At 48.5% G+C, this 24,618-nt stretch carries 23 protein-coding genes; 6 read left to right on the forward strand and 17 right to left on the reverse strand.

Annotation, left to right across the window (positions count from 1 at the left end):
* Nucleotides 1-16: 16 nt before the first annotated feature.
* From GC097_RS26245 to GC097_RS26260, 4 genes are all read right to left on the reverse strand, one after another.
* Nucleotides 17-1,702, reverse strand: a complete 1,686-nt coding sequence (locus GC097_RS26245; protein ID WP_171686219.1) for a peptide ABC transporter substrate-binding protein — start codon at nucleotides 1,700-1,702, stop codon at nucleotides 17-19.
* 396 nt (nucleotides 1,703-2,098) lie between these two features.
* Nucleotides 2,099-2,500 (reverse strand): DUF3397 family protein, encoded by a 402-nt coding sequence (locus GC097_RS26250; protein ID WP_171686220.1) that lies wholly within the window; start codon nucleotides 2,498-2,500, stop codon nucleotides 2,099-2,101.
* A gap of 15 nt (nucleotides 2,501-2,515) precedes the next feature.
* Nucleotides 2,516-3,484 (reverse strand): ketopantoate reductase family protein, encoded by a 969-nt coding sequence (locus GC097_RS26255; protein WP_171686221.1) that lies wholly within the window; start codon nucleotides 3,482-3,484, stop codon nucleotides 2,516-2,518.
* A 109-nt stretch (nucleotides 3,485-3,593) separates the two neighbouring features.
* Nucleotides 3,594-4,247: an RsfA family transcriptional regulator gene (locus tag GC097_RS26260; RefSeq protein WP_171686222.1), complete on the reverse strand. Its 654-nt coding sequence runs from the start codon at nucleotides 4,245-4,247 to the stop codon at nucleotides 3,594-3,596.
* Nucleotides 4,248-4,557: 310 nt separating this feature from the next.
* Here GC097_RS26260 and GC097_RS26265 point away from each other — a divergent pair, with 310 nt between their 5' ends.
* On the forward strand, nucleotides 4,558-4,788 hold the full coding sequence (locus GC097_RS26265; RefSeq protein ID WP_028558057.1) for a DUF2626 domain-containing protein: 231 nt from the start codon (nucleotides 4,558-4,560) through the stop codon (nucleotides 4,786-4,788).
* A 62-nt stretch (nucleotides 4,789-4,850) separates the two neighbouring features.
* Here the strand turns inward: GC097_RS26265 and GC097_RS26270 are convergent, their stop codons facing one another.
* Nucleotides 4,851-5,975 (reverse strand): class I SAM-dependent methyltransferase, encoded by a 1,125-nt coding sequence (locus GC097_RS26270; RefSeq protein WP_171686223.1) that lies wholly within the window; start codon nucleotides 5,973-5,975, stop codon nucleotides 4,851-4,853.
* Between the two features lie 89 nt (nucleotides 5,976-6,064).
* Between GC097_RS26270 and GC097_RS26275 the strand changes: the two genes are divergently transcribed.
* From GC097_RS26275 to GC097_RS26285, 3 genes are all read left to right on the forward strand, one after another.
* Nucleotides 6,065-7,030: a hypothetical protein gene (locus GC097_RS26275; protein ID WP_171686224.1), complete on the forward strand. Its 966-nt coding sequence runs from the start codon at nucleotides 6,065-6,067 to the stop codon at nucleotides 7,028-7,030.
* A gap of 103 nt (nucleotides 7,031-7,133) precedes the next feature.
* On the forward strand, nucleotides 7,134-8,228 hold the full coding sequence (locus tag GC097_RS26280) for a coiled-coil domain-containing protein (protein ID WP_171686225.1): 1,095 nt from the start codon (nucleotides 7,134-7,136) through the stop codon (nucleotides 8,226-8,228).
* A gap of 37 nt (nucleotides 8,229-8,265) precedes the next feature.
* Nucleotides 8,266-8,754: a hypothetical protein gene (locus tag GC097_RS26285; RefSeq protein WP_171686226.1), complete on the forward strand. Its 489-nt coding sequence runs from the start codon at nucleotides 8,266-8,268 to the stop codon at nucleotides 8,752-8,754.
* 57 nt (nucleotides 8,755-8,811) lie between these two features.
* Here the strand turns inward: GC097_RS26285 and GC097_RS26290 are convergent, their stop codons facing one another.
* Nucleotides 8,812-10,143: a PhoH family protein gene (locus GC097_RS26290; RefSeq protein ID WP_171686227.1), complete on the reverse strand. Its 1,332-nt coding sequence runs from the start codon at nucleotides 10,141-10,143 to the stop codon at nucleotides 8,812-8,814.
* 134 nt (nucleotides 10,144-10,277) lie between these two features.
* Between GC097_RS26290 and GC097_RS26295 the strand changes: the two genes are divergently transcribed.
* Nucleotides 10,278-10,805: a YhcN/YlaJ family sporulation lipoprotein gene (locus GC097_RS26295; RefSeq protein ID WP_246294450.1), complete on the forward strand. Its 528-nt coding sequence runs from the start codon at nucleotides 10,278-10,280 to the stop codon at nucleotides 10,803-10,805.
* A 42-nt stretch (nucleotides 10,806-10,847) separates the two neighbouring features.
* Here the strand turns inward: GC097_RS26295 and GC097_RS26300 are convergent, their stop codons facing one another.
* From GC097_RS26300 to GC097_RS26335, 8 genes are all read right to left on the reverse strand, one after another.
* The gene (locus GC097_RS26300) at nucleotides 10,848-10,994 is read right to left on the reverse strand and encodes a hypothetical protein (RefSeq protein WP_171686229.1); all 147 of its coding nucleotides are present in this window, start codon (nucleotides 10,992-10,994) and stop codon (nucleotides 10,848-10,850) included.
* Between the two features lie 180 nt (nucleotides 10,995-11,174).
* Nucleotides 11,175-11,456 carry a hypothetical protein gene (locus tag GC097_RS26305; RefSeq protein WP_171686230.1) on the reverse strand — a complete coding sequence of 94 codons (282 nt, stop codon included), beginning with the start codon at nucleotides 11,454-11,456 and terminating at the stop codon, nucleotides 11,175-11,177.
* Between the two features lies 1 nt (nucleotide 11,457).
* Nucleotides 11,458-11,889 (reverse strand): hypothetical protein, encoded by a 432-nt coding sequence (locus GC097_RS26310; protein ID WP_171686231.1) that lies wholly within the window; start codon nucleotides 11,887-11,889, stop codon nucleotides 11,458-11,460.
* The gene (locus GC097_RS26315; protein ID WP_246294451.1) at nucleotides 11,886-12,188 is read right to left on the reverse strand and encodes a YlaH-like family protein; all 303 of its coding nucleotides are present in this window, start codon (nucleotides 12,186-12,188) and stop codon (nucleotides 11,886-11,888) included. Before GC097_RS26315 ends, GC097_RS26310 begins: the two co-directional genes overlap by 4 nt.
* 108 nt (nucleotides 12,189-12,296) lie before the next feature.
* A complete protein-coding gene (typA, locus tag GC097_RS26320; RefSeq protein ID WP_171686232.1) occupies nucleotides 12,297-14,138 on the reverse strand; it encodes a translational GTPase TypA in 1,842 nt (613 codons plus the stop codon).
* Nucleotides 14,139-14,302: 164 nt separating this feature from the next.
* Nucleotides 14,303-14,785, reverse strand: a complete 483-nt coding sequence (locus tag GC097_RS26325) for a LiaF transmembrane domain-containing protein (RefSeq protein WP_171686233.1) — start codon at nucleotides 14,783-14,785, stop codon at nucleotides 14,303-14,305.
* Nucleotides 14,786-14,883: 98 nt separating this feature from the next.
* Entirely contained in the window at nucleotides 14,884-17,721 is a 2,838-nt protein-coding gene (locus tag GC097_RS26330; RefSeq protein ID WP_171686234.1) for a VWA domain-containing protein, read from the reverse strand.
* Complete coding sequence (locus GC097_RS26335) at nucleotides 17,705-19,630, reverse strand: vWA domain-containing protein (protein WP_171686235.1); 1,926 nt, start codon at nucleotides 19,628-19,630, stop codon at nucleotides 17,705-17,707. The genes GC097_RS26330 and GC097_RS26335 overlap by 17 nt, the downstream gene beginning before the upstream one ends.
* A 138-nt stretch (nucleotides 19,631-19,768) precedes the next feature.
* Between GC097_RS26335 and GC097_RS26340 the strand changes: the two genes are divergently transcribed.
* Entirely contained in the window at nucleotides 19,769-20,977 is a 1,209-nt protein-coding gene (locus tag GC097_RS26340; RefSeq protein ID WP_171686236.1) for an MFS transporter, read from the forward strand.
* Nucleotides 20,978-20,982: 5 nt separating this feature from the next.
* Here the strand turns inward: GC097_RS26340 and GC097_RS26345 are convergent, their stop codons facing one another.
* From GC097_RS26345 to GC097_RS26355, 3 genes are read right to left on the reverse strand one after another with little or no spacing between them, the layout of a single operon-like run.
* Nucleotides 20,983-21,894 (reverse strand): DUF58 domain-containing protein, encoded by a 912-nt coding sequence (locus GC097_RS26345; protein WP_171686237.1) that lies wholly within the window; start codon nucleotides 21,892-21,894, stop codon nucleotides 20,983-20,985.
* On the reverse strand, nucleotides 21,891-22,880 hold the full coding sequence (locus GC097_RS26350) for an AAA family ATPase (protein WP_171686388.1): 990 nt from the start codon (nucleotides 22,878-22,880) through the stop codon (nucleotides 21,891-21,893). The genes GC097_RS26345 and GC097_RS26350 overlap by 4 nt, the downstream gene beginning before the upstream one ends.
* Nucleotides 22,881-22,923: 43 nt before the next feature.
* Nucleotides 22,924-24,609: a DUF8809 domain-containing protein gene (locus tag GC097_RS26355; RefSeq protein ID WP_171686238.1), complete on the reverse strand. Its 1,686-nt coding sequence runs from the start codon at nucleotides 24,607-24,609 to the stop codon at nucleotides 22,924-22,926.
* Between the last annotated feature and the right edge of the window lie 9 nt (nucleotides 24,610-24,618).

A 24,618-nucleotide genomic window follows, 5' to 3' on the forward strand; every position in this document is an offset into this window, starting at 1 on the left:
AATCTATTGATCAAAATTATTTAACAGAAGCCCATTTCAATTCCCACTCTTGACCGAAGGAAGGAAGAAGCAAACCATCGATACTTGGTTTTTTCAAGTATGCGCGAGTACGGAAGTAAAGTGGAGCTACACCTTGATCATCCATCAGGATTTTCTCAGCTTCAACCAATGCTTTCGCACGTTTGGAAGGATCAACCTCTGTTTGAGCTGACTTAATCAGTGCGTCATACTGCGGGTTGCTGTAGTCGCCTTCGTCAAACTCTCCGCCAGTTACCCACATATCCAAGAATGTCATTGGATCGTTGTAATCTGCGCCCCATAGGGAAAGTGCGATTTCGAAATCATGTTTGGAGGACAATTCGATACGCAGTGCGTGTGGAACTGGGTTCGCTTCTGCTTCGTATCCAAGGTTTTGTTTCCATTGTGCAAGGATGAACTCAAGTGATTTTTTCGCAGTTTCTGTATCGTCTGCGTTCACTTTCATTTTAGGAAGAGCTGTCAAACCAGCTTCTTTCAAACCTTCAGCAAGCAATTGTTTTGCTTTAGCTGCATCGAACTTAGGTTGAGTGTCGCCAGCAGATTTACGGAAGTCGCCGCCTGCACCGTCAGAAGTACCGCCAGGTACCAGACCTGTGGAAGCTACTGAACCGTTAGCAAGAACTGTATCTACGTAAGCTTGACGATCGATTGCCATACCTAGTGCTTGACGGATTTTCTTGTTAGCCAAGGCTGGAACTTTCTTAGTTTGGTACATCAAGTAAGAGTTAGTCAACTCTGGTTTAGGCAGGTTGTCTGGCTTACCAGCGTATAGTTTCAATTGATCGCGGTTGATTTCAGTCAAATCAGCTGCGTCAGTTTCATACAGGTTAAGACCTGTGTTTGGATCTTTTACAATGTTGATTGTTGCTTTCGTAAGTTTAACGTTAGCAGCATCCCAGTATTTATCGTTTTTAACAAGTTCAAGTGTTTGGCCGTGATCCCATTTGCTAAGGATGAATGGACCTGCACCGATTACTTTGTCAGCTTCTGCTCCATATTTATCGCCAGCTTTCGTTACGAAATCTTCTCTTTGTGGCAAGAAAGTTCCGAACGCAAGCATTTGTGTAAAGAATGTAACTGGTTTCTCAAGAGTAATTTCAAGCTGCTTGTCGCTGATTGCTTTTACGCCAAGGGCATCTTGAGCTTTTTTAACTTCTTCAGGAGTTTTCGCTTTAGTAACAGCTTCTCCACCTTTAATCCAAGCTACTACGAAACTATATTGCCCTTTTGTAGCAGGATCCAATGTACGTTTGAAGGAGTATACGAAATCTTGAGCTTTTACCGGTTGGCCATCAGACCAGTTTGCGTTGTCGCGAATGTCGATTGTGTAAGTCAAACCATCTGGAGAGATTTTAGGGAAATCTTTTGCAAGACCTGGAGTTGCTTTACCGTCTTTGTCTGTACGGAACAAACCTTCGTTAAATGCGCTAATAAATGTAAAAGCAGCATTTGCAGTTGCTTTGGAGCTATCCATAACTGGCGGCTCTGCGGAAAAGTTAATTTTAATTTCTTGCGGTTTGTTCGATTTAGCTGGAGCTGAAGTTCCTTTTGTATCTCCGGATGGGGATGCAGAAGGACTTTCTTCACTCTTCGCGCAACCAATCGCAACGCTACCCATTAGCGTTAATGCTACTGCTGTTGAAACCCACTTCGTCGCTTTCATAAAACGCCTCCTCTAAAATTATGTATGTCTAGAATATCTATGGCTAGGTGTTGATAGTTTTTATGACATAAACCTTACACCTTTAACCCGAAAATAATTGAAACCGCTTCATACATGTCATAACATCTCACTTGAACCTCTGGTAAAAAAAATTACTAGACTCTACGCAAGGAATTATAACATAAAACCAAGCTTTGTCCAGACTTAATTTACCTTAGTAAGAATATTTGTAAATAAAGAATGAAGATTAAGTGCCTCACGGATTCTAATTATACAACCATCGGTCAATAAAATCTAGACGATTTTCATTGTTATTTTCTACAAATCTCAAATAAAATATTACAAAGACCTTCGAAAAATCTCAGCATTTGCCTAATTCCAACAAAAACGCTCTTTTTACGTCGAGAATATGTAATTTTTGCCGATATGCAAGAAGAAAAGCAGAATATAAAGGGCAGAGAGCCCTAAAAAGCTGAGCCTCCAGACGACTCTGCCTACTTTTAACAAATCCGTTTGACCTTTCAACTGTGTTTGATACCCGCCAATGACACCAAACGCAATGAGCAGGATGAGCGTAATCAGCCAGAACCCAAAGTTCGTATGGAATAATTGATTCCACATCAAGGAAACTGAGCCCAGGAGAAAGATGTTCGTAACGTCCATGGTCAGTCTAGTCGTCATTTTCTTATCGCGCAGAAAAAAGAACACCGCAAACCATAACAAAATAAACGTAATAAACGGTGCTACAGCCAGAACCGCATAAAGTGTGGAAATCCAACTTACTAGTACATCCATCATCTTCAACCACCTACTTTATTCTAGAGCTTTCACTAATCGATACACTGTGAGATGTGTTGGAAGCTCGAGGTTCAGTTCTTCGGCCATCTGTAGAAAGCTTCCGTTTATTCGGTCAATTTCGGTCGTTCTGGAGAGCTCGATATCCTGCAGCATGGATGAATGATTCCCACTGGTCGCTTCACAGACCGTTATAATGGTTTGCCACAAATCGTCCGGCAGCCCGATGCCTTTTGCCTTCGCGACCATACAGGCCTCCCAGTAAAGATCTTGCATGAGCGATCTTGTCCAAATGGAATCCAACAGCTCCCCATTTTTCACGCGCAAAATAGCTGTAAGAGGGTTGATCACGGCATTGATAATCAATTTGTTCCAGATCCTTACTTCCATGTTCTTCGACATAAAAGTCTGAAATCCTGCCTTATTGAGCAAGTTTACGATTAAAAATTCCAACGAATTTTCGTCATCATGATCCATTAGACCTGCAACCCCGATATAGGTAGTCCCATGGCCTGTGTGGGAAACAGCCGTAAGCCCTTCTCGTTTCGCCCCCTCCGTTGTTACTGCGAGCAGGAGCTTGTTCCTTTCGGCTGCTTGACTCAGCATAGATTCATGCCCGATTCCATTTTGGAAACTTACCAGATAAGTGCTGGAAGAACTTCGGGTATATATATAATGTGCGAGTTCTTGCGTAATTGCAGGTTGTTTTACCATGAGAAAAATATAGTCATAAGGCTGGACGGAGATATCCTTCGTTCCCGCTTCCATTTCCGTTTCCGTTTCCGTTTGATAATACCTAAAGTCTATTGAACCGCCGCGTGTAGTCCTATAGCTTTCCGATTCCCCCACTAACCGTATGCCTTCTTGAGCAAGTTGGTCTGCCTGCTCCTTCGTCCGTGCAACAACGGTCATATGCTCACACCAAGCAGACAGTTTCGCAGCAAATAAAAGCCCCAAGGAACCTGCCCCAATAATCATCATTCGCATCCCGATTCCTCCACTCTTAACCTTTGTCAATCATTATACAACAAAAAAGCCTCAGTCCAAGGTTTCCCCTAGGTCTGAAGCTTTTTCTTCTACTGGAACAGTAGTAGGCTTATTCTACTCTCTCTAAGTTACCGTTTGCATCCATCTTGAACCGCGGCTTCTCTTCTTCCTCTTCTTCCACTAAAAATGCCATCTTCCGGGCCCGGTCCATAATTTGGATCAAAGCTTTGTAATCGTCATTGACGACGCGATAATCCGTTTCCACTTCGTTTACTTGTTTATTGAGCTTGTTATTTTCTCTGCCCAGTCTATCTAGTTCGTCTTCCTTGTCTTGCAGCTCTTTTTCCAAGTTTTTAATATGACGATTCATATCTTGATACGTATTTCTCCATTGTCTCAGGAAGCGGATCACGGCATCGATCGATAGTGTTTCTTCCGTAAAGGATTCATTTTTGCCTGTTGACAATTCAGGAGCATCCAAGACACCGACAGCAGAAGAGCCTGAGATGGAAACGGCAGCATGTTTCTTGAGCTGCGTTCTTTTCTGACGCTGCGCTTTCGCTATCTGAATCGCCGCTTCATATTTTTTCCTCACAAAACTGTTCCATCGAAATCCGCATGCCGCCGCAGTACGTCCAATACGTTCCCCAACTTCCTCAAACGCGGATAATTGTGTACTTCCCTCTCTAATGTGACGCAGAGTCACTTCCGCTAAGATCAGATCGTCTTCATCGCTCCAAGCATCTTGTCTTATAGCCGACATAAGGTTAAACCTCCTAACATAATGTACAGAAAGAAGAATCAATTCGCAGGTACCGAAGTATAAATTGATTCGTGCCATTATTACTATTTCTATGCCCGTACTAGAGTTCATAGAATCTATTTGATACTAAATGGTATTGCCAAATTTTTTAACACTCATACATGGGATTCGGATAAAAAGACATACTACATCTATACGATGAAATGTTTGCAATTTCGTCACCGTTTGACGGTTTACACTGCTCGCTTCAAAAGGTATAATGTGATGTAGTTAAAAGTGCAACGTGGTACGAGAGGGGGATGTAACGAGAATGGATCGCATGTTTCGGGTTTTAGGTTTTTGGACACTTGTTATCGCACTGATGAGTTTAGCCGGCGATATGATACCTATGTCTCTGATTTTCTTTTTCCAAACAGCCGTATTCGTCATTCTAGGCTATATGCGCTTGTCAGAACGAACTTACATATTGTTGTTCTGGGGATATATGATTATTTCCTTCAGTGGGTTTACGTACTGGTCATTTTTCAAAATGTCCATCTAGTACAGAAACAAACAACAAACAAAAAGGTGAACCGATGGTTATCCATCGACTCACCTTTTTTTCTATTTCACGGCAAGGAACACTTTGAACAGCTCACTCATCTGATCGCTTAAGAGAAGCTGCCGGATGGCTCGGTTTCTTTTTGAAACTTCGCTGAACGGATTGGGGTCGTAGTGATTTTGCAACCGCTCAAAAATGCCTTGTTCTACCAGGAACTCCTTTTGTGTCTGCAGCTTAGTAAACGGAAATCCGCTCTGCCTTGCAGCTGTTTCCAAATCGCTGAAGTTCACATGAGAGGTCAAATCCTGTTCCCCCTGATATAGCAACGGGTTATCATGTGCCTGATGTTTCCGATAACCCATTAATGTTCCTCGGGAGCGATGCGCGGCATACAGCTCGTCTTCGACATCTCCGTAATCAATGACTATGCAGCACCCGCTCTTCATGCGCCGTGACACTCGGGAGATCCATGCCGAACTCTCTAGGTTAAATTCACCGATTTGACCTTCCAACCATTGAACCTTTGACCTAGCTAAGCTGTCTACTAATTGCTCGGAGAGATCGGGAAGCCATATTTCCGTGAACATCTGCTCTTGTTCCAGCCAACTAACATAGGCTTCCTCATATTTCCCCTCTTTATAGCGGATTCGGTGTACCGGGAAAGCGTCCAACAGTTCGTTGGCAACAATAAACATATGCTCTTGAGGCTCCTGAGCGAGCCACTCAGCTTCGCTGGCAAACTCAATCAGCTGCTCATGTGCCTCCAAAGCACTTTGCTGAAGCGCGCGGTGATAGGCGCTTGACTCAATTAGCGTATAAGTTAATCGATCGTAGACCGCAGGAGAACTTCTTTTCAATTCGTCCAAAAGGTGAAGGGCCATTCGCCCGTTTCCCCCACCCCACTCAACAAGATGAATCGGCTCCGTGCCCGAAAGCTGGCTATGCTGCTGCAGTTGACCGTTTATGAAGGACGCTATCATTTCCCCCATCACAGATCCGATGGAAGAGCTGGTATAGAAGTCTCCTTCCTTGCCTATCTTGACGTTCTCATTGCGATAATAGCCGTAAGGCTCGCTGTAAAGACATATTTCCATATAGTCACGGAAAGAGATTGCTTTTTTTTCTGCGGATTGTATGGCTTTAATGATCGTTGCAACAACTTCCGGATGTCCGAGCTGAAGATTCAAATGAACCCCCTCCAATTGTTTACTTAAAGACAAAGCTGCTGGAAACCTTTATAATGAAAATGAATAATGGAAGGAGAGACAAAACTCGCATGTCAAAGAAGTGGATCACCTTTACAGCGGTAACGGCAATCAGCCTGCTATCGTTGACAGCTTGTACAGACAATACGCAAGTGAAAGACGCTTTCGAACAATCGCTCAGCAAACAAAACGAAATGAAATCTTACACCTTTGAAGGCAGCACAACGCTTGCCATTAGTGATGCCTTATTGAAATCGTCAAACCCTTTAACGAATGGACTTCTCTCTTTAATGAAAGAAAGCACCCTGGATTGGAAAGGGATCAGCAATGTAGAACCGCTCGAATTCCAAACGGATTTGAAAATAACGCCTAAAGGCTCTACATCGCCTATCGAGATACCGATTCTCATTAAAGATAGCAAATTGTATTTTAATATGCCAGCATTAAATAAGACGCCTGACGAGTATTATGCCATTGATTTGCAGCAAATGAGCCAAAACGGCAAGAGCGCTTTATCGTTAGACACTTTGAAGAACACATCCCAGCTGTCCAGCGCGCTTAGCAATCTCGTTTTTAATGGCATTGATCCAAAATGGTACAAAGAAGCCAAGGAACCCGTCAAGCTAAAAGACGGATCATCCGCCAAATCGATTAGCGTCGAGCTCACAAGCAAAAACGAAAAAGAAATCAATACATTATTCCAAACAAAGCTGCCTGAATTTTACGGGTACCTGCAAAACAACGGACTTCTTACAGCAGACAAAGCCGAACAGCTCAAAAAATCGCAACCTTCTGCCACTCAGCTGAAAGCACCGAGCAAAATGGTTGTCGCAATTGATGACAGCGGCTTTATACGTGATCAAACTTTCGATATCACCTTTCAAATGACTGTCGATGGCAAGGCTCAGGACAATCATATCGTCCTTCACCAGAGCTACGACGCTATTAATAAAGCTACCCCGTTAACCAAAGAAGTACCGAAGAAAGTGAAAAGCTTTGATGATATTTTGAAACTCATAGCGCCCGCTAAAAAATAGATATCGTACCTAATACTTACTTCATCCCCCGAAGTAAGTATTTTTTTGTGCTTCATTTAATAGAAATATATGATAATCTGTTCATAGGGGGAGAATGCGTTCGATGAAATATAAATTCATAGCTATGATGACGTCCTTACTATTACTGCTGCAGCTGACGCTGCCGGTTCATACAGTAATGGCTGAAGAAAATAATCCGGGAGCTGAAGAAGCCAAAGCACTCGTACAAAAAGGACTTACCATCTTTGAGATCGACAAAGAAGTTAGCCGGCTTAATGAGCAAGATGCCAAGATCGTCCTGCAAATTAAGCAAAATGAACAAGATATTATGAAGCAGAACAGCAATGTTGACAGTACGCGAAAGCATGCAGGCAAAGTGATGAGGGCTTATTACACCGGAGACCGCGATTCGATCTGGATGCTGCTGTTTTCCGTTAATTCCTTTGCGGATGCCTTGCGCATGTTCGAATATTTGCAAATGATCATAACGAATGATCATCGCGCCTTAGCGGCTTTTACGGATTCGTTTAATAAATTGAAAAGTTTGCAAGGCGTGCTGCAAGCCTCTCGCGACGAACTGCAAAAGACGAAAGATAAATATCTTGAGCAGCGGGAAAGGCTCGTGAAGCTGCAAGAAGAGCTGGATACACAGCTTGCCGTCAGTGCCCAAGCACCCGCCATCGAGGCGCAAATTAAAAGCTTAAATGAACAATGGAAAAAAGAGGGGATCCCCTTATTCCGCGAGTATTTGAATAATTTATCCGCAGCGTTCCGGGAGCTTCCGCAGTATGTAACGAAAGAAAATAAATTTATGGACTTATCTTCGATTAAAAATCCTGTTATTACAATCAGCGACACGGATTTTAACACCTATTTGCATGACAAAAACGAGCTGCTGCAAGACTTGAACTTCCAGTTTGCCGATGATGCCATTATTGCCAAGGGTCAGAAGGATCAAGTACAGGTAACAATCGCTGGCAAATTCATATTGAAGGAAAATCCGGACATGAATGAGGTCCGATTTGTCGTGGATAACCTTGAATTCAATGGCTTCCAACTGCCCGACACCACAATTGAAGATTTCTCAAAGGAATTTCAACTCGGTTTCGTGCCGAAAAAAATCGTCAGCTATCTGGATGTCGTTAGTGTTCAAACGAAAAATGGCACCGCAGTTGTGAAACTCAAATTATCCTTGTAAACTAGCTATGGATCACTAAATGAAGCGAGGACATACGATGCAATCGAAAATTGGACTATTAATGGATGTACCCGAAGGAAGACTGCTCAGCTTTTACGCTGAGATCGAGAAAGCGCTAGCCGGCAAAGCGGAAATATTCGACCGCGACAACGAAATGTTAATTGTCAGCAATGAAGCGCAGAAGTTTGCTGTTCTGGAAGTCATGGCGCAGCACAACGTCGATACGGACCAAATGGCGCTGGGCCTGCTCCCGGAAGACGCGGAATTGACGGACCTTTTCAGCGATTATGGGTTTACAAGCGAAGGCGAGCACAATTACTTGTACGAGAAATTGATTGTCCCTTTCCGCTTTACCGAAGATAGCAAAGAGGCGGATGTCGATCAAGCCTCGCTGCAAATCGAAGAACATCTTCTCGCCCTCTACAAGGACGATCAACGTGATATTTATGTCGTAGACCGCCAGCTCGAAGAGCTTATGCATGGTATCGCTAAAGCTTATCGATGCCGCATCGAAATTCTTGCCTAAAACAAACAAAAACCCCTCATTCCCACTTCGATGTGGAATGAGGGGTTTCTTGTATGATCAGAGCAAATCAGCCGCTAACTGTGCCAGATGCGAACGTTCTCCCCGCTCCAGCGTAATATGCCCGCTAATGCCTTCCTGTTTAAATCGTTCCACCACATACGTTAATCCGTTGCTTGAAGCATCGAGATACGGATGGTCAATTTGGTCAGGATCCCCTAACAGGACAATTTTACTGCCCTCGCCTACGCGGGAAACGATCGTTTTGATCTCGTGCTTGGATAAGTTTTGTGCTTCATCGATGATGATGAATTGTCCGGGAATGGAACGTCCGCGAATATACGTGAGCGCTTCGACTTGAATGCTGCCCAGGCCGGCAAGCACCTTCTCGATGTCACCCGGTTTTTTCGTATCGAATAAATACTCCAAATTATCATAGATCGGCTGCATCCATGGACGCAGCTTTTCCTCTTTTTCACCAGGCAAATAACCGATATCCTTGCCCATGGGTACAACAGGACGAGCAATAAGCAATTTCTTGTATTTCCTGTCATCTTCAATCTTCATAAGGCCAGCGGCCAGCGTAAGCAGCGTCTTGCCTGTACCCGCTTTCCCAGTGAGGGTGACGAGCGGGATATCGTCATTGAGCAGAAGCTCAAGAGCCATGCGCTGCTGCGCATTACGCGCGGCAATTCCCCAGATGGGATCGTTACTCATAAAGAGCGGCTCAAGTTTTTTGGCATCCGTCGTGACTTTCAGAAGAGCGGATTTGGAAGAACCTAGTTCATCGCGCAATATTACAAACTCATGAGGATGAAGCATGTACCCCAAATTCAAGGAAGTCACGGTTAAGAAACGATATGAGTAAAATTCGTCAATCACAGACGGGTGAACATAGAGTGTGATGCACCCCGTGTACATATCCGTCTGAGCTACGATACGGTCAGTTAAATAATCCTGCGCAGGAATGCCAAGCACATCCGCTTTGATCCGCACCAGCGTATCTTTACTTACGATCACGACGGGTCTCGGATAATCATTAGCTTGCTCTTCCAAATGGTAATTGAGCGCAACCGCAAGGATTCGGTTATCATTCGTCAACTCGGAAAATGTATCCTGCAGTTTAGCAAAACTGCGATGGTTAAGTTCTACTTTAATGCTTCCGCCTTGTTCAAGCGTAATGCCATCGGACAAGGTGCCCTTGGTCCTTAATCCATCGAGCAACCGGGAAACATGTCTCGCATTTCGGCCTATTTCATCCGCATTTCGTTTCTTAGAATCGATTTCCTCCAACACCACGGCGGGTATGACTACTTCATTATCTTCGAACGCGAACAAAGCATTTGGGTCCTGAAGCAGTACATTGGTATCTAACACGTAAATTTTTTTCATTGGTGTGTCCCCTCCCAGATTTGGCGTCAGATCATTGGTTATATTTCATACATACAACCTAGCTGTACAGGACAAACTAAACGCGAGATTCAAGGAAAGGATCGATTCTAGTGAGACTATTGTGCGTATTTTCGTTGGTACTAACCCTCGCGGTTGGCTGTAGTCAAGCGCCGAAAAGCGGTGCCCCCTCTCAAGATACAAATCAAAGACAAGTGAAGGTCCAACAAATTGCCCCTCAAAAACTAGAAATAAAAGATTCTAAAGCAGTTGCAGATCGTTTGGAAAGCTTAGCCACCAGTATTCCTAATGTTGAAAGCGCGCATTGTGTCGTATTCGGCAATACCGCCGTGGTTGGCATTAACCTTAGAAAGGATTTGGACCGCGCGAAAGTCGGTACCGTCAAATATTCGGTAGCCGAAGCGCTCAAGAAAGATCCCTACGGTGTGAATGCCATTGTGACAGCAGATCTGGATCTGGATCAGCGGCTACGCAACATCCGGGATAACATAAGTGCAGGAAGGCCGATTACCGGTTTCGCCGAGCAAATGGCGGATATCATGGGCCGGGCCATGCCGCAGCTGCCGCGTGATATTCGCAATCCCCAAGACAATACGGGACCGGGTCCTAATGATGCGAATCAGGCAGGGAATCCACATCCATAATTCGCGGAAAGATGACAAAAAGCCTGACTGCACACAGCAGATCTAGGCTTTTTTTATCGCATCAAAAACTTGGCCGATTCGCTTATCCGTTACTCGGCACGCAAAAGTTTTCGCATATTCATCTGTTGTCATCATTAGGGCGCTGTTCATCTTATGCTCCGGTAAAGCTGCTGTGATGTGTTCAGCCATATCGCTTGCGCCTCCTACAAAGGTGGTTGAAAACGATCCTTACACTAACAGTATAGCATAGCCGGTGGCAAGCGTTCCACCATTATGTATCTATTTTCAGGTCATGCGAACACTCCTTTATCATCCAGATATACCTTATTGTACGTCGGATAAAGAAAGTTATGTCCCCAAATGTCTCGCCTACTGATTATTGTAAATAGGATTGGCATTAATATCATCCAGCAGCTTTTCCGCGGCTTCCCGATCAAAACTCTGTATGCTCTTCATCCCCTCGCGCTCATAGGAAATGTGAATTTTCATGGGATCGGATTCATCCACAAGTTCAACATGGCTGACTCCATGATCTTCCTGCAAAATCATAGCGAAGAAATCGAGCGTTTCTTGGGCCGCCTCATCACTAGGTCTTGCTTCGCTGACAATGTGCATTTGAAGCCAATTGAAAAACGTATCCTGGAGATTCATCTTAATGCCCATCCTCCCTAAGTAAAATAACGTCGCAGCCAGACTCCAGCCAACGCAGCCATTGATTTTTCCAGTTGATAGACTCAGCATCCAAATCGCGTTCATTCAACGCAGAGACCAGTTGCATAGCCTCCTTGCGCGTGAGCAGACGGTCCAGAAAAGCTTCTGCACAATGCGAAAGGTGAAAAGGGTTTCCGTCAAAACAAATCGCGTCAGCATGCCCTAAATCCAATTCTACAAACTCAGAACCGCATAACTCCTCGTCATCGCTTACTAACAGACTGGATTTAAACATAGCGAGCAGTCTCGGATGCTTTCCATTTGCTTGTTCTCGAAGCATTTCTAATGAACCCGGCGGCGTACAGTCGATCCGGTCAGCTCCAAGCACCAATGGCGAATAGCTGACAATCGGAGTTAACCAATACCGCGTCATTCCGGGTTACCGCTCCCGGTTCTTTTCTCGATGAAATAGCGAATTCGAACCAGAAACATTAAAGAAATAGCTACAGTTAAGCACAGGACAATCGGCAATCCCACAAGTTGAAAACCAAGCAGCATGATCGAACCGATGGCCATAAGCAAATAGACGATGGCAGTCTTAAGGACCGGCAATTTGCGTGTCCGGAAAACTTTGTTATACACGTAGGACATGAATATAAAGATTAACAAATAAGTGATGTAAATGTGATTACCAAACCACTCGTTCAAAGCCGTCAACACGATACACTCCATTTCGCTAAAAAAGTAATGTCAGCTCTCATTATCGCTCAATTCCGCAAATAAATAAAGGGAAATGCAGCCGGTTGGCTGACATTTCCCCTATTAAGAACACTTTGTGAACTAAACGTTCGCTTCAGCCATTTTACGTTGTTTCTCAGCACGTTCACGTTCGCTTTTATTCAAAAGCTTCTTACGAATACGAACGGATTTTGGCGTAATTTCGCAATATTCATCATCGTTCAAATACTCAAGTGCTTGCTCCAAAGAGAATAAGCGCGGAGTTTTCATTTTCACAGTTTCTTCTTTGTTCGCGGAACGGATGTTGTTTACCGCTTTTTCTTTACAGATGTTCACGATGATGTCGTTGTCGCGTGTATGTTCACCAACAACCATTCCTTCATAAACTTCTGTTTGCGGATGTACGAACAAGATACCGCGATCTTCTACGGAAAGGATTCCGTACAGCGTGGATACGCCGGATTCGCTGGAAACGAGTACGCCTTCATGACGTCCGCCAACGCCTGCTCCTTGGTATGGACCATAGCTGTCGAAAGCATGGTTCATAATTCCGTAACCGCGAGTTAACGTCAAGAAGTTCGTTCTGTAACCGATCAGACCACGCGCAGGAATCAAGAACTCAAGACGAACGTTTCCGCTGCCGTTGTTGATCATGTTGACCATTTCGGCTTTACGGGAACCTAAGCTCTCCATAACGGAACCCATGCTGTCTTCTGGAACGTCGATGATCAAACGCTCGATCGGCTCCATTTTTTGACCGTCGACTTGACGGATGATAACTTCCGGCTTGGAAACTTGCAATTCAAAGCCTTCACGGCGCATGTTCTCAATCAAAATACCTAAGTGAAGCTCACCGCGGCCAGATACGATAAAGGCATCCGGACTGTCTGTATCCTCAACGCGTAAGCTTACATCTGTTTCAAGCTCTTTGTAAAGACGCTCGCGGATTTTACGGGAAGTAACCCATTTTCCTTCGCGACCGGCGAATGGCGAGTTATTAACGATAAATGTCATTTGAAGCGTCGGCTCGTCGATTTTCAATACTGGCAAAGCTTCCGGATTCGCTGGATCAGCTACCGTTTCACCAATGTTGATATCTTTAATACCGGCAATTGCAATAATGTCCCCTGCAGCTGCTTCTTCAATCTCAATACGTTTCAAACCTGTGAAACCGAAAAGCTTCTCGATTCTAGCTTGCTTTTGACCGCCTTCGCGTGTCATTACTGCTACAGTTTGGCCTTGACGAATTTTACCACGGTTTACACGGCCTACGCCAATACGGCCCAGGTACTCGTTGTAATCCATCAGGGTAACGAGGAATTGAAGAGGTTGGTCGACATCTTCAGTTGGTGAAGGGATGTGAGTAACGATCGTCTCATAGATAGCTTCCATGTTCTGATCTTGTTTTTCCGGGTCAAGGCTTGATGTGCCTTGCAATGCAGAAGCATAAACTACGTGGAAATCAAGCTGTTCATCGGATGCGCCCAGCTCAATGAATAGATCCAATACTTCATCCACAACTTCAGCGGGACGAGCATTCGGACGGTCGATTTTGTTAACAACGACAACTGGTTTAAGGTTGCTTTCCAGCGCTTTACGAAGTACGAACTTCGTTTGCGGCATTGTACCTTCGAAAGCATCAACGACAAGCAAAACGCCGTCAACCATTTTCATGATACGCTCTACTTCACCGCCAAAGTCGGCGTGTCCAGGAGTATCTACGATGTTAATCAGGTAATCTTTATAGTTAATAGCTGTATTTTTGGCAAGAATGGTAATACCGCGTTCTCTCTCGAGATCGTTGGAGTCCATCGCTCTTTCTTGGATAGCTTCATTGTCGCGGAATGTACCGGATTGTTGAAGCAATTTATCTACGAGTGTTGTTTTGCCATGGTCAACGTGTGCGATAATTGCAATATTGCGAATCTTTTCTCTTGCTTGCATGAATGTCAAACCCTCTCTACCCTATAATTTTCGTCTCTGTTCATAAAACAAGCGTCGGACAAAAGCGCCGACGCTTGACATTTATGTTTATTATACGCAGTTTCTCGACATTATGCAAGGAAAATGACGATCAACACAAAACTTTTACAAGCGGCACACTGGAATTACCACACTTTCTTCCTGCGGAAAATCATAAGAAGCCCTGCTGCAACAAGGATCAAAGCGATTACATATATCCCTAATTTAACAAGCAGCGTGATCCCGAATAAAACAACAGAAATGATTCCCAGCACCATAGCGCCTATCCAAACCCCTCGGTCACTCCCGCGGTCAAACAGATGAAGCTCATATAATCCGATGGCGACGCCGAGGATGAATCCAGGCCAAAGATAGCTCATCGACCCCCAGCCGAAAATATTGCAGAAGAAAAACATTAAGCCATACGTCGTCAATATGCCGCCAGGAACAAGCACGCCAGCCGGCCATGTGCGATTAAAGTACAACATGTGGAAAAGAAGCCCCGGAGCAAGCAAAACAAGCGGCCAAAAAAAGGAAAAAATAAAGTGAAAAACGCCTAATTTCCCGAGTAGCAATAAAACGGCCAGGCCAATTAACAGGATACCGATGGAGTAGCTATTTCTAGCCATGCGAATTCCCTCCTATTTCACTTGTCAATGCGGTGTCCGTTTCGACACCATTCAACATGTAGTGTATCGCAACTGGCTCAAAATTGCTAGCCTGCGGGCTATTTGCGGCCCCGCCGTTTCGCTTCCAGCAAACGGCTCATGCTGTCCGGCGGCGCAGCGCCTGCCGCAGGAGGCGCCGGCGCAGCAGGCTCCGAAGCCGCTGGCTGCGCCGCAGCCGGTGGAGCGCCGCCTGCGGACCGGCGCTCGCGCTGCAGCTTGTGCTCCGCAAGCTGCTTCCGCTCCCGGAGACGCGCCAGCGGCGTCTCCCCGGAGGGCGGGCCTTCCGGAGCGGCCCGCCGGGATAACGCCCGGCCCCGCAGGCCGGACGGAAGGGCGATGCGCCGCGCTGCGATGTCCATCAGCAGCAGCGCGAGCGCGGCCATCAGCAGGTACTCGCTGATGGGGGTGTACCGCTTCTGCGCGGCAGAAGCGAAAGCGAAGGCGGCCTCCGGATGCTCCAGCGAGAGCATCCGGCCGCCAGTCAGTTCGGCCAGCTGCTGCAGCCTGCTGAGCCCGGAGCCGTCCGTGATCCGGTATTCCGGGGAATACGGGATCACGAAGCCGGTCGTCTGGCTGCCGATGACGCGCCGCTCCGTCCCTTCCTGCTCGCTGCCGGGAGCGAGCAGTTCGGTTTTCGCCACATAGACGCCAGACTTATCCACAGATAACTGCGCTGAATATTCACCGGGAGCTGTGGACGTAAATGTGACTTCGTGTGTTCCCATAGCTTCATCCGTCACCGTAGCCCGAAGCTCTGCCTGAACACTCACATTGTCCGGTTCGGCATCTCCGGCCTTGGCTTGGAGCGTCAACTCGTCACCGGACAAATGCCCGTTCAATTCCAGCGGTGAAGATTGAAATTGCGGGAATGTCCACTTGACCATACCGGCCAGCATCTGTGCGAAGGAAGGCCAAGTTACCCAGTTCGCGGACCAGGCGCCTGTCATATCGCTCGTCCAGGCGACAGAGCGGCCCGAACCATACTGCCATCTCGCTAATACCGGGTCAGGCTCAGGACTGGACAGCACCACTTCCGCTGCCTCCTTGGGCGTTGCGGCAATATAACCTTGCAGCTGCGGCAGCCCTCCGCCCAAGAATCCGGCCCAATCCGAACCCCCTGTCAGGGCTGGCACGAACGGCTGATTCACGACATAAGTACGGGAAATGAGCACCGCTTCCCGGCTAAAAATCGCCGGAATCGTCGTCTGATCCACCGCAGCATAGTACCTGCCCTTCGCCAATTCGGCCAACCTGCTTAGCAAGGCTTGATCCGCATCTGTACCAATGGCTACCGTCGACATGGTCATGTTCATCTTTTGCATGTCAGCGGTCAACGTTTCATAGCTTTGCGTCGTTGCAGACTGACCATCCGTGAGCAAAATGATATGCTTCCGCTGGGCGTCAACCTTCGAGAGCTTCGCAAACGCCTCTTCTACAGCGGTATAAATTTCGGTTCCGCCGTCCGCCGGAATGGCATTGATCTTTTGAATGACGTCCGGCTTCTGAGTGAGCTTTTGCGGCTCCACATACCAAGTAGGCGAAGAATCGAAACCAAGCACTCCCAGCGTATCTTTGTCTCTGAGAAGATCCACGGTTCGCGATGCCGCTTCTTGCGCCAGCTTCATTTTTTCCCCGGACATGCTGCCGGATTTATCGATAACGAGTACAATGCCCAATGACGGAATTTCCCGCTTGCCGCGCAAATCCATATAAACGGGCAGCGCGCGCTCGATCGGCGTTTTGAAGTACCCGCCAAGCCCGTAACTGTTATCTCCTCCAAGCATAACGAGTCCAACGCCATAATCGCGGACGCCTCTTTCGATCATTTCCATTTTGGTCTGAGAGATTTGCGTGGCCGCCACATTGTTGAGAATAATGCTCTCAAAGCTTGTGTAAGACATGAAATCATTAGACAGAAGCTCCGGCTGAATCGTTTCATAAGGGATCAAAGCAGCTTGCAGCGCGCCCTCCACATTTTGGGAAGTGCCTGCCTTCCCTTCAACAATAAGCACCTTCGGGGGACCTTGGACCTTGCTGAAAGCATAGTGCGTATTGTTCGCTGAAAGCTCATCGCCTTCCATATACACTTCAGCCCGATAACGATGAAAGCCCGGTTCTTTGGCTAACGACTGCACTGCAAAACGATTCTCTCCCTTCGTAAGCTCCAGGGATTGCGCCGTCATTTCCCGATTGTCCTCAAATATCCGCAATTGCGCCGGTCCGGAATGGGTGGAACGAATAACGACTTCGATCGTATAGGCTTCCGCTTGAAAAAGCTTATCGGGAACGCGCACGGCTTCGACCGCGGCATCCTTGCGTTCTTTGCCGGCTAGCGGAACGATATCCACCTGAATCCCGCGATCGCGCAGCAGCTTTCCTTGGCGCAGCATATCGCCAACATTTTCTTCGCCGTCTGACATGAGGATAATACGCCCGGCATTTCCTTGCCCAAGCAGACCGTAAGCCAGCTGCAGACCTGAGGCCACGTTCGAAAACTGCGGGTTTGATTTGGCGGCAAATTGAAAACCATCCATGTCTCTGGCATCGAGCGGCTTTTCAATCGAAGCCTGAAGCGCCATCGAAACGACACCGGCTTCGTCCTGTCCGGAAGTGCGCGCCTTTACTGCATCCCTTATCCACTGCGCCTCTTTGGCCTCTTCCTTCACACTGTCGGAGCGATCGACGACAAACACAACGCTTTTGAGATTCGGACTTCTAAACAGCTGAGCGCCTGCCAGCGCCAAAACCAAAAGGAGCAGCACTGTGGCGCGGAGTGAAACGACGACCCTTTTTCTCGTCCCTTGAAGCCGGTGCAGCGTTCTCCAAAGCCACCAGAGGTAGGCTGGCAAAAGCAGAAGCAAGAGCAGCACAAGCGAATGCTCAAACTGAATGCCCACGCCGGTACACCTCCCATTCCGTCACAAGCAGCATAATTAAAACCAACACGATCCAAGGAACTAGCGAAGCAAAACCTGCACCGGAGTCATTTCCCTTATCGGTCAAAGCCTGCACTTCAGGATTTGGCTTGTAGCTCAGCTTGCTTTCGCTAAATGCATTCACATTGGATTCCCTTGCATCCATCACCGCTTCAAGCAAACGCGCCCCAACCACATGTCCTCCTTCGTCAAACTCCTTAAACGTGTACAGTCCCGGCAGCTTGGGAACCGTTTGTCTGGACGCCAGCGCATTGCCGTTTCGTTCTGCCGGTTCCCCGGAGTCCCCCTCTGGATCCATTGTCCAAACCGCTTTCACCGCCTGCGGATGAAGGGACACGTCAATCCGTTCGCCTGCTGTAACGCGGCCAAGATTACCTCCCTGATGCTGGGTTAGCCAAGCCACGGCATTTTGCACAAGAATGGGAAATTCCGACCGAAGAGCCAGATCCGTTTGATCCAGCGGAAAAGTGAAGGACAGTCTTGGAGCGCCATCCTCCATACCTGCCAACATCAAAGGAATGCCAGATGAAGAGACGATCACTTTCTCCCATGGCAGAGCAGTTCTGCTCTGTGCTTGTGCAATATTGACATCCTGCAAACGAATATAGCGCATGATCGGATGATCCTCGATCGTATAGGGAAATTTGAGCGTCACCGCTTCGGCCGATTCTGAAGAAGCAAAACGCCATATCGGTTTGGAGGCGAGGATCTCCCGCCATTCTTTCGACGCCAAGTCCGATTCATTCACACCATCCAAAATGATCAGATGGGGTGACCGCCCTATTGGCGGCGGATAAGTGCCGTCCCCGCTCTTTTGGATATGAAGGACTTCCGCCTTGGCCAGCATGAGTGCTTTTTGAAGAAAAAGACTGCCTTCCCCCACATACGCAATTTGGGTTCGCCCTGTCTCTTCCGAAAAAGCATAGGCCGTATTATCCGCCTCCAAAGCATCCTTCGTAACAAGCTGAAGCTTGTACACATTGGCACTTGCCAACTTTTCAAAATAGATCGATTTTTGTTCACCGGCCTTTAGCTGCAGCGTATCTGTACGAACGGCCTGCGAATCCGCAAAAAGCTTGGTTTCCACAGCGATGCTTACCGCCCCCCAATTTTTCAGCACAGCTACAGCTCTGCTCTCCGTCTCACTGTTTTTGACGCCGAATTGGGATATGGATACATTAACAGCCCCATCCTCTATGGATGTTGGAAGGTTTGCTCCACTACCCTGTACACTTACGATCTGAACGGGAACTGAAAAAACAATTTCCTCAGCTTTCTCGGACCACTGGATGTCCGTATAGATGCGCACTTCGCTATCGGACTCTTCGCGAATTAATGCGGAAGCCAAGGACAGGGATTCCTGCACATTCGTCCTTCCATAGAAGGGGATTACCTTATCCAATGCGGCCCGAAGCGCGGGAAGAGCAGACTCCTTTTGCAAAAGCAGTTCAGGCTGATCTTTTATGACCATAAGCGAATAAGTGCGGTTCGGGGCTTCCTCGCGCACATAGGACAGAATGTCCGCTTTGGCTTGCTCCAATCTGGTAGAGCCTTGATTCGTTAACGTTTGCATGCTTGCCGACGCATCAAGGACGAAGAAAACATGTGATTTCGCCGTTTGGTGCCCCCGGATAAAAGGTTGCATCAAGGCCAGCACTAACAAGGACGCCGCCAGCAGCTGAAGCAAAAGCAATAATTGGCGTTTGAGGCGCTGCCACGGCTGATTGGCCTCCTGCTCGCGGAGTACGCGCCGCCACAGCATGTGGCTGGATATTTCGGTATCGATATAACGGCGTTTCAACATATACAGCAGCAAAATGAAAGGTATGGAAAGCGAAAACCATAGCCCGCTTAATGTTGCGAAGTGCATGAAAGACCCTCCTTTCCGAAGCGATAACCGCCTGCATGATGCCCGCGTTCAAATGCTGATCTTTGGGCATACTTAAAGGCGTGCAGCCCGATTTTCCCCTGGCTAACAGGTTTGCCTATGTCCAACTTAGGAGGTCACATGAAATCTTTATCGGGAAGTGAAAAGAAATATCGGAAACCGCTTTGGACCAAAGCTTTTCTCATCACGTCATTGTCCAATTTGCTGCTTTTTTTTAGTTTTCAAATGTTGATCCCGACCATCCCTACGCATATCTCGCAGTTAGGGGGAAATGACGTCCAAGTCGGACTCGTTATCGGTATTTTTACCATATCGTCGCTGCTCACCCGACCTTTTGCCGGACGAGCACTCGATCTGTTGGGGCGAAAGCATGTGCTCCTTGTGGGATTGGCTATTTGTACGCTCACGATAGCCGGTTATTCGTATATGGCTGTCATTACACTGATTCTTGCTGCCCGGTTCGTCCACGGCATCGGTTGGGGCATATCCACAACGTCATTAGGAACGGTCATCGCAGATATCATTCCACCCGAACGCCGCGGGGAAGGTATGGGCTACTACGGATTGTCCAACACATTTGCCATGGCTCTCGCTCCACTTACCGGACTATGGATCTTGCAGCAGTACGGATTCCACCGCGTATTATTGATATCAACGATTTTGGCCTTGCTATCCTTATTTAGCTCTCTCTTTATTCCATATCCCAATCCTGTACGTGTCGAAAAACCGGCTCAACGTCCGAAACTCATAGACCGCTTGTGGGAACGAACGGCCTTGCTCCCTTCCGCATTATTGCTGTTCACCGCTATTTGTTACGGAGGGATTGTAACTTTTATAACCCTGTTCGGCCATGAAGCTGGTATTTCGAATGTCGGTTGGTTTTTCCTTTGCAATGCTTCCATGGTTCTCGTCGTGAGACCGATAACAGGTGTGCTATTTGATCGGAAAGGGCCTGAATGGGTGCTGCTCCCCGGCGCGTTATTCACAATAACCGGACTGCTCTTGCTTTCCTATGCACACTCAGAGCTTAGTTTGGCTATTGCCGCACTCTGTTATGGCATCGGCTTTGGCTCCATACAGCCTGCTCTGCAGGCATGGACGATTGCTCGTGCAGCCCCAAACCGGCGCGGGGCGGCGAACGGAACTTTCTTTTCAGCCAATGACTTAGGCATAGGACTTGGCGCTATGGTTCTAGGGGCGCTGGCCAACGTTAGCGACAGCTACGCCCTCATGTACCGTTTCTCAACCGTGCTTATTTTTATATTTCTGCTTATTTACGGGTGGAGCTTTTGGCACGTTCGGCGCCGTGTGCCTTTGGCACAGAAATAACGGTTTTAGCGGACCAAGCCGCTGCGCCGAAGCTCTCCAAGCAGGAAGTCACCCGGTGAAACATCGGTTACAGCCAGCAAATACGTAATTCCGCGCCCATGACAGAAAGCTCTCAGCATTTGCGTATGTTGCATCGCTGCCTCTCTGTAGGCATGAAGTACTTTACTGCTCATCGCCACTTCCCTCGCCGCTTTGGACTCACTGTCAATGAGCCGCAACTCTCCTGAGAGCTTAGGATCCAGTTCCTCGGGAGCAAGCACCTGGACGGCAACGACTTCCTGTTTGGCCGCTTGTATATATTTTAAAGCTTCCTCAATCCCGTCCTCATACAAAAAATCTGAAAACACCCACGTCATTCCTGCTTGACGAGGCAAAACAGCTGGATTCCGAAACACCGCACCCATATCGCCCGCTCCGGACGGATGACATTTCTCCAGAAATTCAAATAGCCGATGAGAGCTTCCTTTGCCGCGGAGCAGCCTCATCTGCTTGGTTATTTGTGTCGTAAAAGCAGCGGCGCTTACGCGATCATAGCGGTTCAAAGACAAATATCCAATTCCGGCAGCGAGCTGCCTGGCGTACTCCCATTTGGAACAACGAGTAGAGTCCATTCCCTCTATCCGGCCAAAATCCATCGAAGCGGACGCATCTAACCACAGATTGACCTGAAGCTCCTGTTCATCCATAAAAAGCTTGATGAACGGCTTGCCGGTTCTGCCATAAGCATGCCAATCCAATTGGCGCGTATCATCTCCGGGGGAATACAGCCGATAATCCGCAAACTCAAGCGAAGTGCCCAAGTCCTTGGAGCGCCTTCTTCCCTGCATCGTTCCCCTGATCCTGTTTTTTGCGGCAATGCTCAATTGATCTAAACGACGCATCAGCGCAGGATCGAGCAGATGCCCTCCGCTGCTCATCGGCTCCGCTCCATCGAGCTAATAATAGAAGTGATGATGCTGTCGGGCGATATCCCCATCGCCTGTCCTTCGAAGTTCAGAAACAAACGATGCCTTAATGCCGGTAAGGCTACTGCATGAAGGTCTTGTTTGGAGACGTGAAAACGCCCGGCCAGAAATGCCCGTACTTTCGCTGCCGCGATCATCGCCTGAACCCCGCGCGGTCCTGAACCGAAGCGCACATATTGTTTGACCGCCTCTGGCGCAGTCAGCTCTTCGGGATGCGTGTTCATCAGCATCTGCACCGCATAATCCAACATGTCCTCAGCGACTAAAATTTCTTTCAATCCTTGCTGGATATCTTGAATCAAGGCGCCATCCGCCACTTTCTCCGCTTGGAGGCTGTGTGCCGAGGTGGTGCGCAGCACAATTTGTTTCAGTTCATCTTTCGTCGGATAGGTGACATGAACTTTAAGCAAAAACCGGTCCAATTGCGCTTCCGGCAGCGGGTACGTCCCCTCCTGCTCCAACGGATTTTGCGTAGCCAACACAAAGAAAGGAGAGGGTAAACGATATGTTTCCGAGCCCACGGTAATTGTCTTCTCCTGCATGGCTTCGAGCAGAGCGCTCTGTGTCTTGGGTGTCGCACGGTTGATCTCATCGGCGAGCACGACATGACCAAATAGCGGTCCTTTTTGAAACTTATATGTGGTCTCTCCCTGTGTTCCAAATTGAATCACATTCGTTCCTGTTATATCCGCAGGCATCAAATCAGGCGTGAATTGAACCCGCGTAAAACTGAGGTCAACCGTGTCTGCGATCGTCTTCACGAGCATTGTTTTGCCGAGACCCGGGATGCCCTCCAGCAGAGCATGACCCCCGGCGAATATGCACCAAAGCAGCTGCTCAACGACCTCCTCCTGGCCAACGATGACACGGCCTATTTGCTCTTTCATCCGGGAAACTGCCGCTCCCCATGCTTCTAATTGCCCTTTCGATTCGACCATCCGCTTCCGTTCTCCCTCCAGAATCCGTATCTTCATATCTTCATTATCGCTGCGGCTGAATTTCAAGAAAATAATCACGAACCAAATTCTGCATATGCTGCGGCAGCTCGGAACGATTCAACGCACTCGAAGCCTCCGCTGCATAATCGGCATACACATCCTCGTACGGTCGCGAAGCCCCGTCCATGGCAGGTGCTGCGCCGCCTTGGCTCACTTCGCCGCCACTGCCGGCCGTGGGACCGCTGTCGACGAACGTCCCCCCGGTGCCCGACCGCTCGCGCGGCGTCGTCACAAGCCCACGCGAGCCCGCGCCGGTGCCGCCCTGCGTACCGCCTGCTCCGCCCACAGCGCCGGAACCTCCTCCGGCTCCGCTGCCTGCAGCGCCGCTTCCCTGCGTGCCGCCCCCGCGGCCCGGCACTTCGCCTGCGGCTCCCGAGCCTGCGGCTGCCCCGCTCTGGCCCTGGCCTGCGGCGCCTGCGTTCGGCGCTGCGCTAGCGCTCGCCGCCGCGCCGCTTCCAGCCGCGGCCAGCTGCTCCGCGCGGCCACCCGGCGCCCACGCCTGCCCGGGCTGCGCCCCGCTCGCGGCAAGCTCGCGCGCTTGCGGCAGCGCACCGGCGGCAAGGCTCGCGGCCGCCTTCGCGGCCTGCGCCTGCTGCTGCTCCAGAGCTTGCTGCGCAGCGCTGGCAGCCGTCAGGCCAGCCTGCAGCCGGCTCAGCTGCGGAGCAGCATCCTCGCCGCTGCGCAGCGCGCTTGCGGTCTGCTGGAGCTGCTCGCGGAGGAGCTGCTCCGCTTCCGGCGTCGCGGCTGCCGCGGATGCCGCGAGCCGCTCTAGCTCGCTGGCGAGGAGCTGCTTCTGCTCCGGCGTCAGCTTCTGCACTTGCTCGCTCAGCTTCACAGCCTCGCGCTGGATGCTCTCCGGGCTCCGCTGCTGAAGAGCTTTGCCCAGCTCACGAAGTGCTTGTGTCCGCTGCATCGACTCCGCCCACTGCTCCGAGCGCTGCTTCTGCTTCTCCAACTCGCTTATGCCCGCTTCCATTTTTTTCAGCGCTTTTTCCAATTCGTCCAAAGCTTTTGCCGACGTTGGGGTTTGCCCCAGTCTGCGCTCCAATTCCTTTAAATCTTCCGTCATTTGCTTCATAGCCGGAAGCGGAGAAGGCTTGGCTTGCCATTGCTTCAGGAGCTCATCTGCCTGCTCCTTTTGATTTTGCACCCAAGCCTTATCTTTTCCGGCCTGCTTCAAAATCGCATCATGCGAATTGGGGACAAGCAGAAAGAGCACTAACACTGCAAATAAACTTCCGCCGACTAGCAACTGCTTTCTTCCTAAACGCGGCTGAACGATATGCTGTAATTGCGTTTCTACGAAATAGGCTCCTTTTTCCAGTGCATCCTGCTTTTGCAGTTCAGCCATCCGTGAAGCTTGCCCTTTATAGAGAAGCGCCGTAGTTATTCGATCTTCCAAGCCGTTTTCATCGAGCAGCTTAGCCGCGTCAAGAACATTCGGGCGTCGGACGAATAACCAAATCCCTCCGCCAGCAAACGCTGCCGACAAACTAATCATCGCGCCAAGCCGGTATCCGTTCATTAGAAATAAGCGTCCCAGCCCCATCCACAAACAAGCAAGCCCAAGCCCGACGATCAAACTACGCAGCATAAATTCCATTCCTTTTACTTGCAACAAACGCCATTTGACCGGGATCAGCAGCTCATCTAGCGATGAGAATTTCATTTCGGGACA

This window comes from Paenibacillus planticolens, assembly GCF_013141725.1.
GTDB lineage: Bacteria > Bacillota > Bacilli > Paenibacillales > NBRC-103111 > Paenibacillus_E > Paenibacillus_E planticolens.

What these genes read in the sequence shown, in the direction of transcription:
- GC097_RS26245 (WP_171686219.1), bottom strand. Translation starts at nt 1,702, where the DNA reads ATGAAAGCGACGAAGTGGGTTTCAACAGCAGTAGCATTAACGCTAATG.
- GC097_RS26250 (WP_171686220.1), bottom strand. Translation starts at nt 2,500, where the DNA reads ATGATGGATGTACTAGTAAGTTGGATTTCCACACTTTATGCGGTTCTG.
- GC097_RS26255 (WP_171686221.1), bottom strand. Translation starts at nt 3,484, where the DNA reads ATGCGAATGATGATTATTGGGGCAGGTTCCTTGGGGCTTTTATTTGCT.
- GC097_RS26260 (WP_171686222.1), bottom strand. Translation starts at nt 4,247, where the DNA reads ATGTCGGCTATAAGACAAGATGCTTGGAGCGATGAAGACGATCTGATC.
- GC097_RS26265 (WP_028558057.1), top strand. Translation starts at nt 4,558, where the DNA reads ATGGATCGCATGTTTCGGGTTTTAGGTTTTTGGACACTTGTTATCGCA.
- GC097_RS26275 (WP_171686224.1), top strand. Translation starts at nt 6,065, where the DNA reads ATGTCAAAGAAGTGGATCACCTTTACAGCGGTAACGGCAATCAGCCTG.
- GC097_RS26280 (WP_171686225.1), top strand. Translation starts at nt 7,134, where the DNA reads ATGAAATATAAATTCATAGCTATGATGACGTCCTTACTATTACTGCTG.
- GC097_RS26285 (WP_171686226.1), top strand. Translation starts at nt 8,266, where the DNA reads ATGCAATCGAAAATTGGACTATTAATGGATGTACCCGAAGGAAGACTG.
- GC097_RS26290 (WP_171686227.1), bottom strand. Translation starts at nt 10,143, where the DNA reads ATGAAAAAAATTTACGTGTTAGATACCAATGTACTGCTTCAGGACCCA.
- GC097_RS26300 (WP_171686229.1), bottom strand. Translation starts at nt 10,994, where the DNA reads ATGGCTGAACACATCACAGCAGCTTTACCGGAGCATAAGATGAACAGC.
- GC097_RS26305 (WP_171686230.1), bottom strand. Translation starts at nt 11,456, where the DNA reads ATGAATCTCCAGGATACGTTTTTCAATTGGCTTCAAATGCACATTGTC.
- GC097_RS26310 (WP_171686231.1), bottom strand. Translation starts at nt 11,889, where the DNA reads ATGACGCGGTATTGGTTAACTCCGATTGTCAGCTATTCGCCATTGGTG.
- GC097_RS26315 (WP_246294451.1), bottom strand. Translation starts at nt 12,188, where the DNA reads ATGGAGTGTATCGTGTTGACGGCTTTGAACGAGTGGTTTGGTAATCAC.
- typA (WP_171686232.1), bottom strand. Translation starts at nt 14,138, where the DNA reads ATGCAAGCAAGAGAAAAGATTCGCAATATTGCAATTATCGCACACGTT.
- GC097_RS26325 (WP_171686233.1), bottom strand. Translation starts at nt 14,785, where the DNA reads ATGGCTAGAAATAGCTACTCCATCGGTATCCTGTTAATTGGCCTGGCC.
- GC097_RS26335 (WP_171686235.1), bottom strand. Translation starts at nt 19,630, where the DNA reads ATGCACTTCGCAACATTAAGCGGGCTATGGTTTTCGCTTTCCATACCT.
- GC097_RS26340 (WP_171686236.1), top strand. Translation starts at nt 19,769, where the DNA reads ATGAAATCTTTATCGGGAAGTGAAAAGAAATATCGGAAACCGCTTTGG.
- GC097_RS26345 (WP_171686237.1), bottom strand. Translation starts at nt 21,894, where the DNA reads ATGAGCAGCGGAGGGCATCTGCTCGATCCTGCGCTGATGCGTCGTTTA.
- GC097_RS26350 (WP_171686388.1), bottom strand. Translation starts at nt 22,880, where the DNA reads ATGGTCGAATCGAAAGGGCAATTAGAAGCATGGGGAGCGGCAGTTTCC.
- GC097_RS26355 (WP_171686238.1), bottom strand. Translation starts at nt 24,609, where the DNA reads ATGAAATTCTCATCGCTAGATGAGCTGCTGATCCCGGTCAAATGGCGT.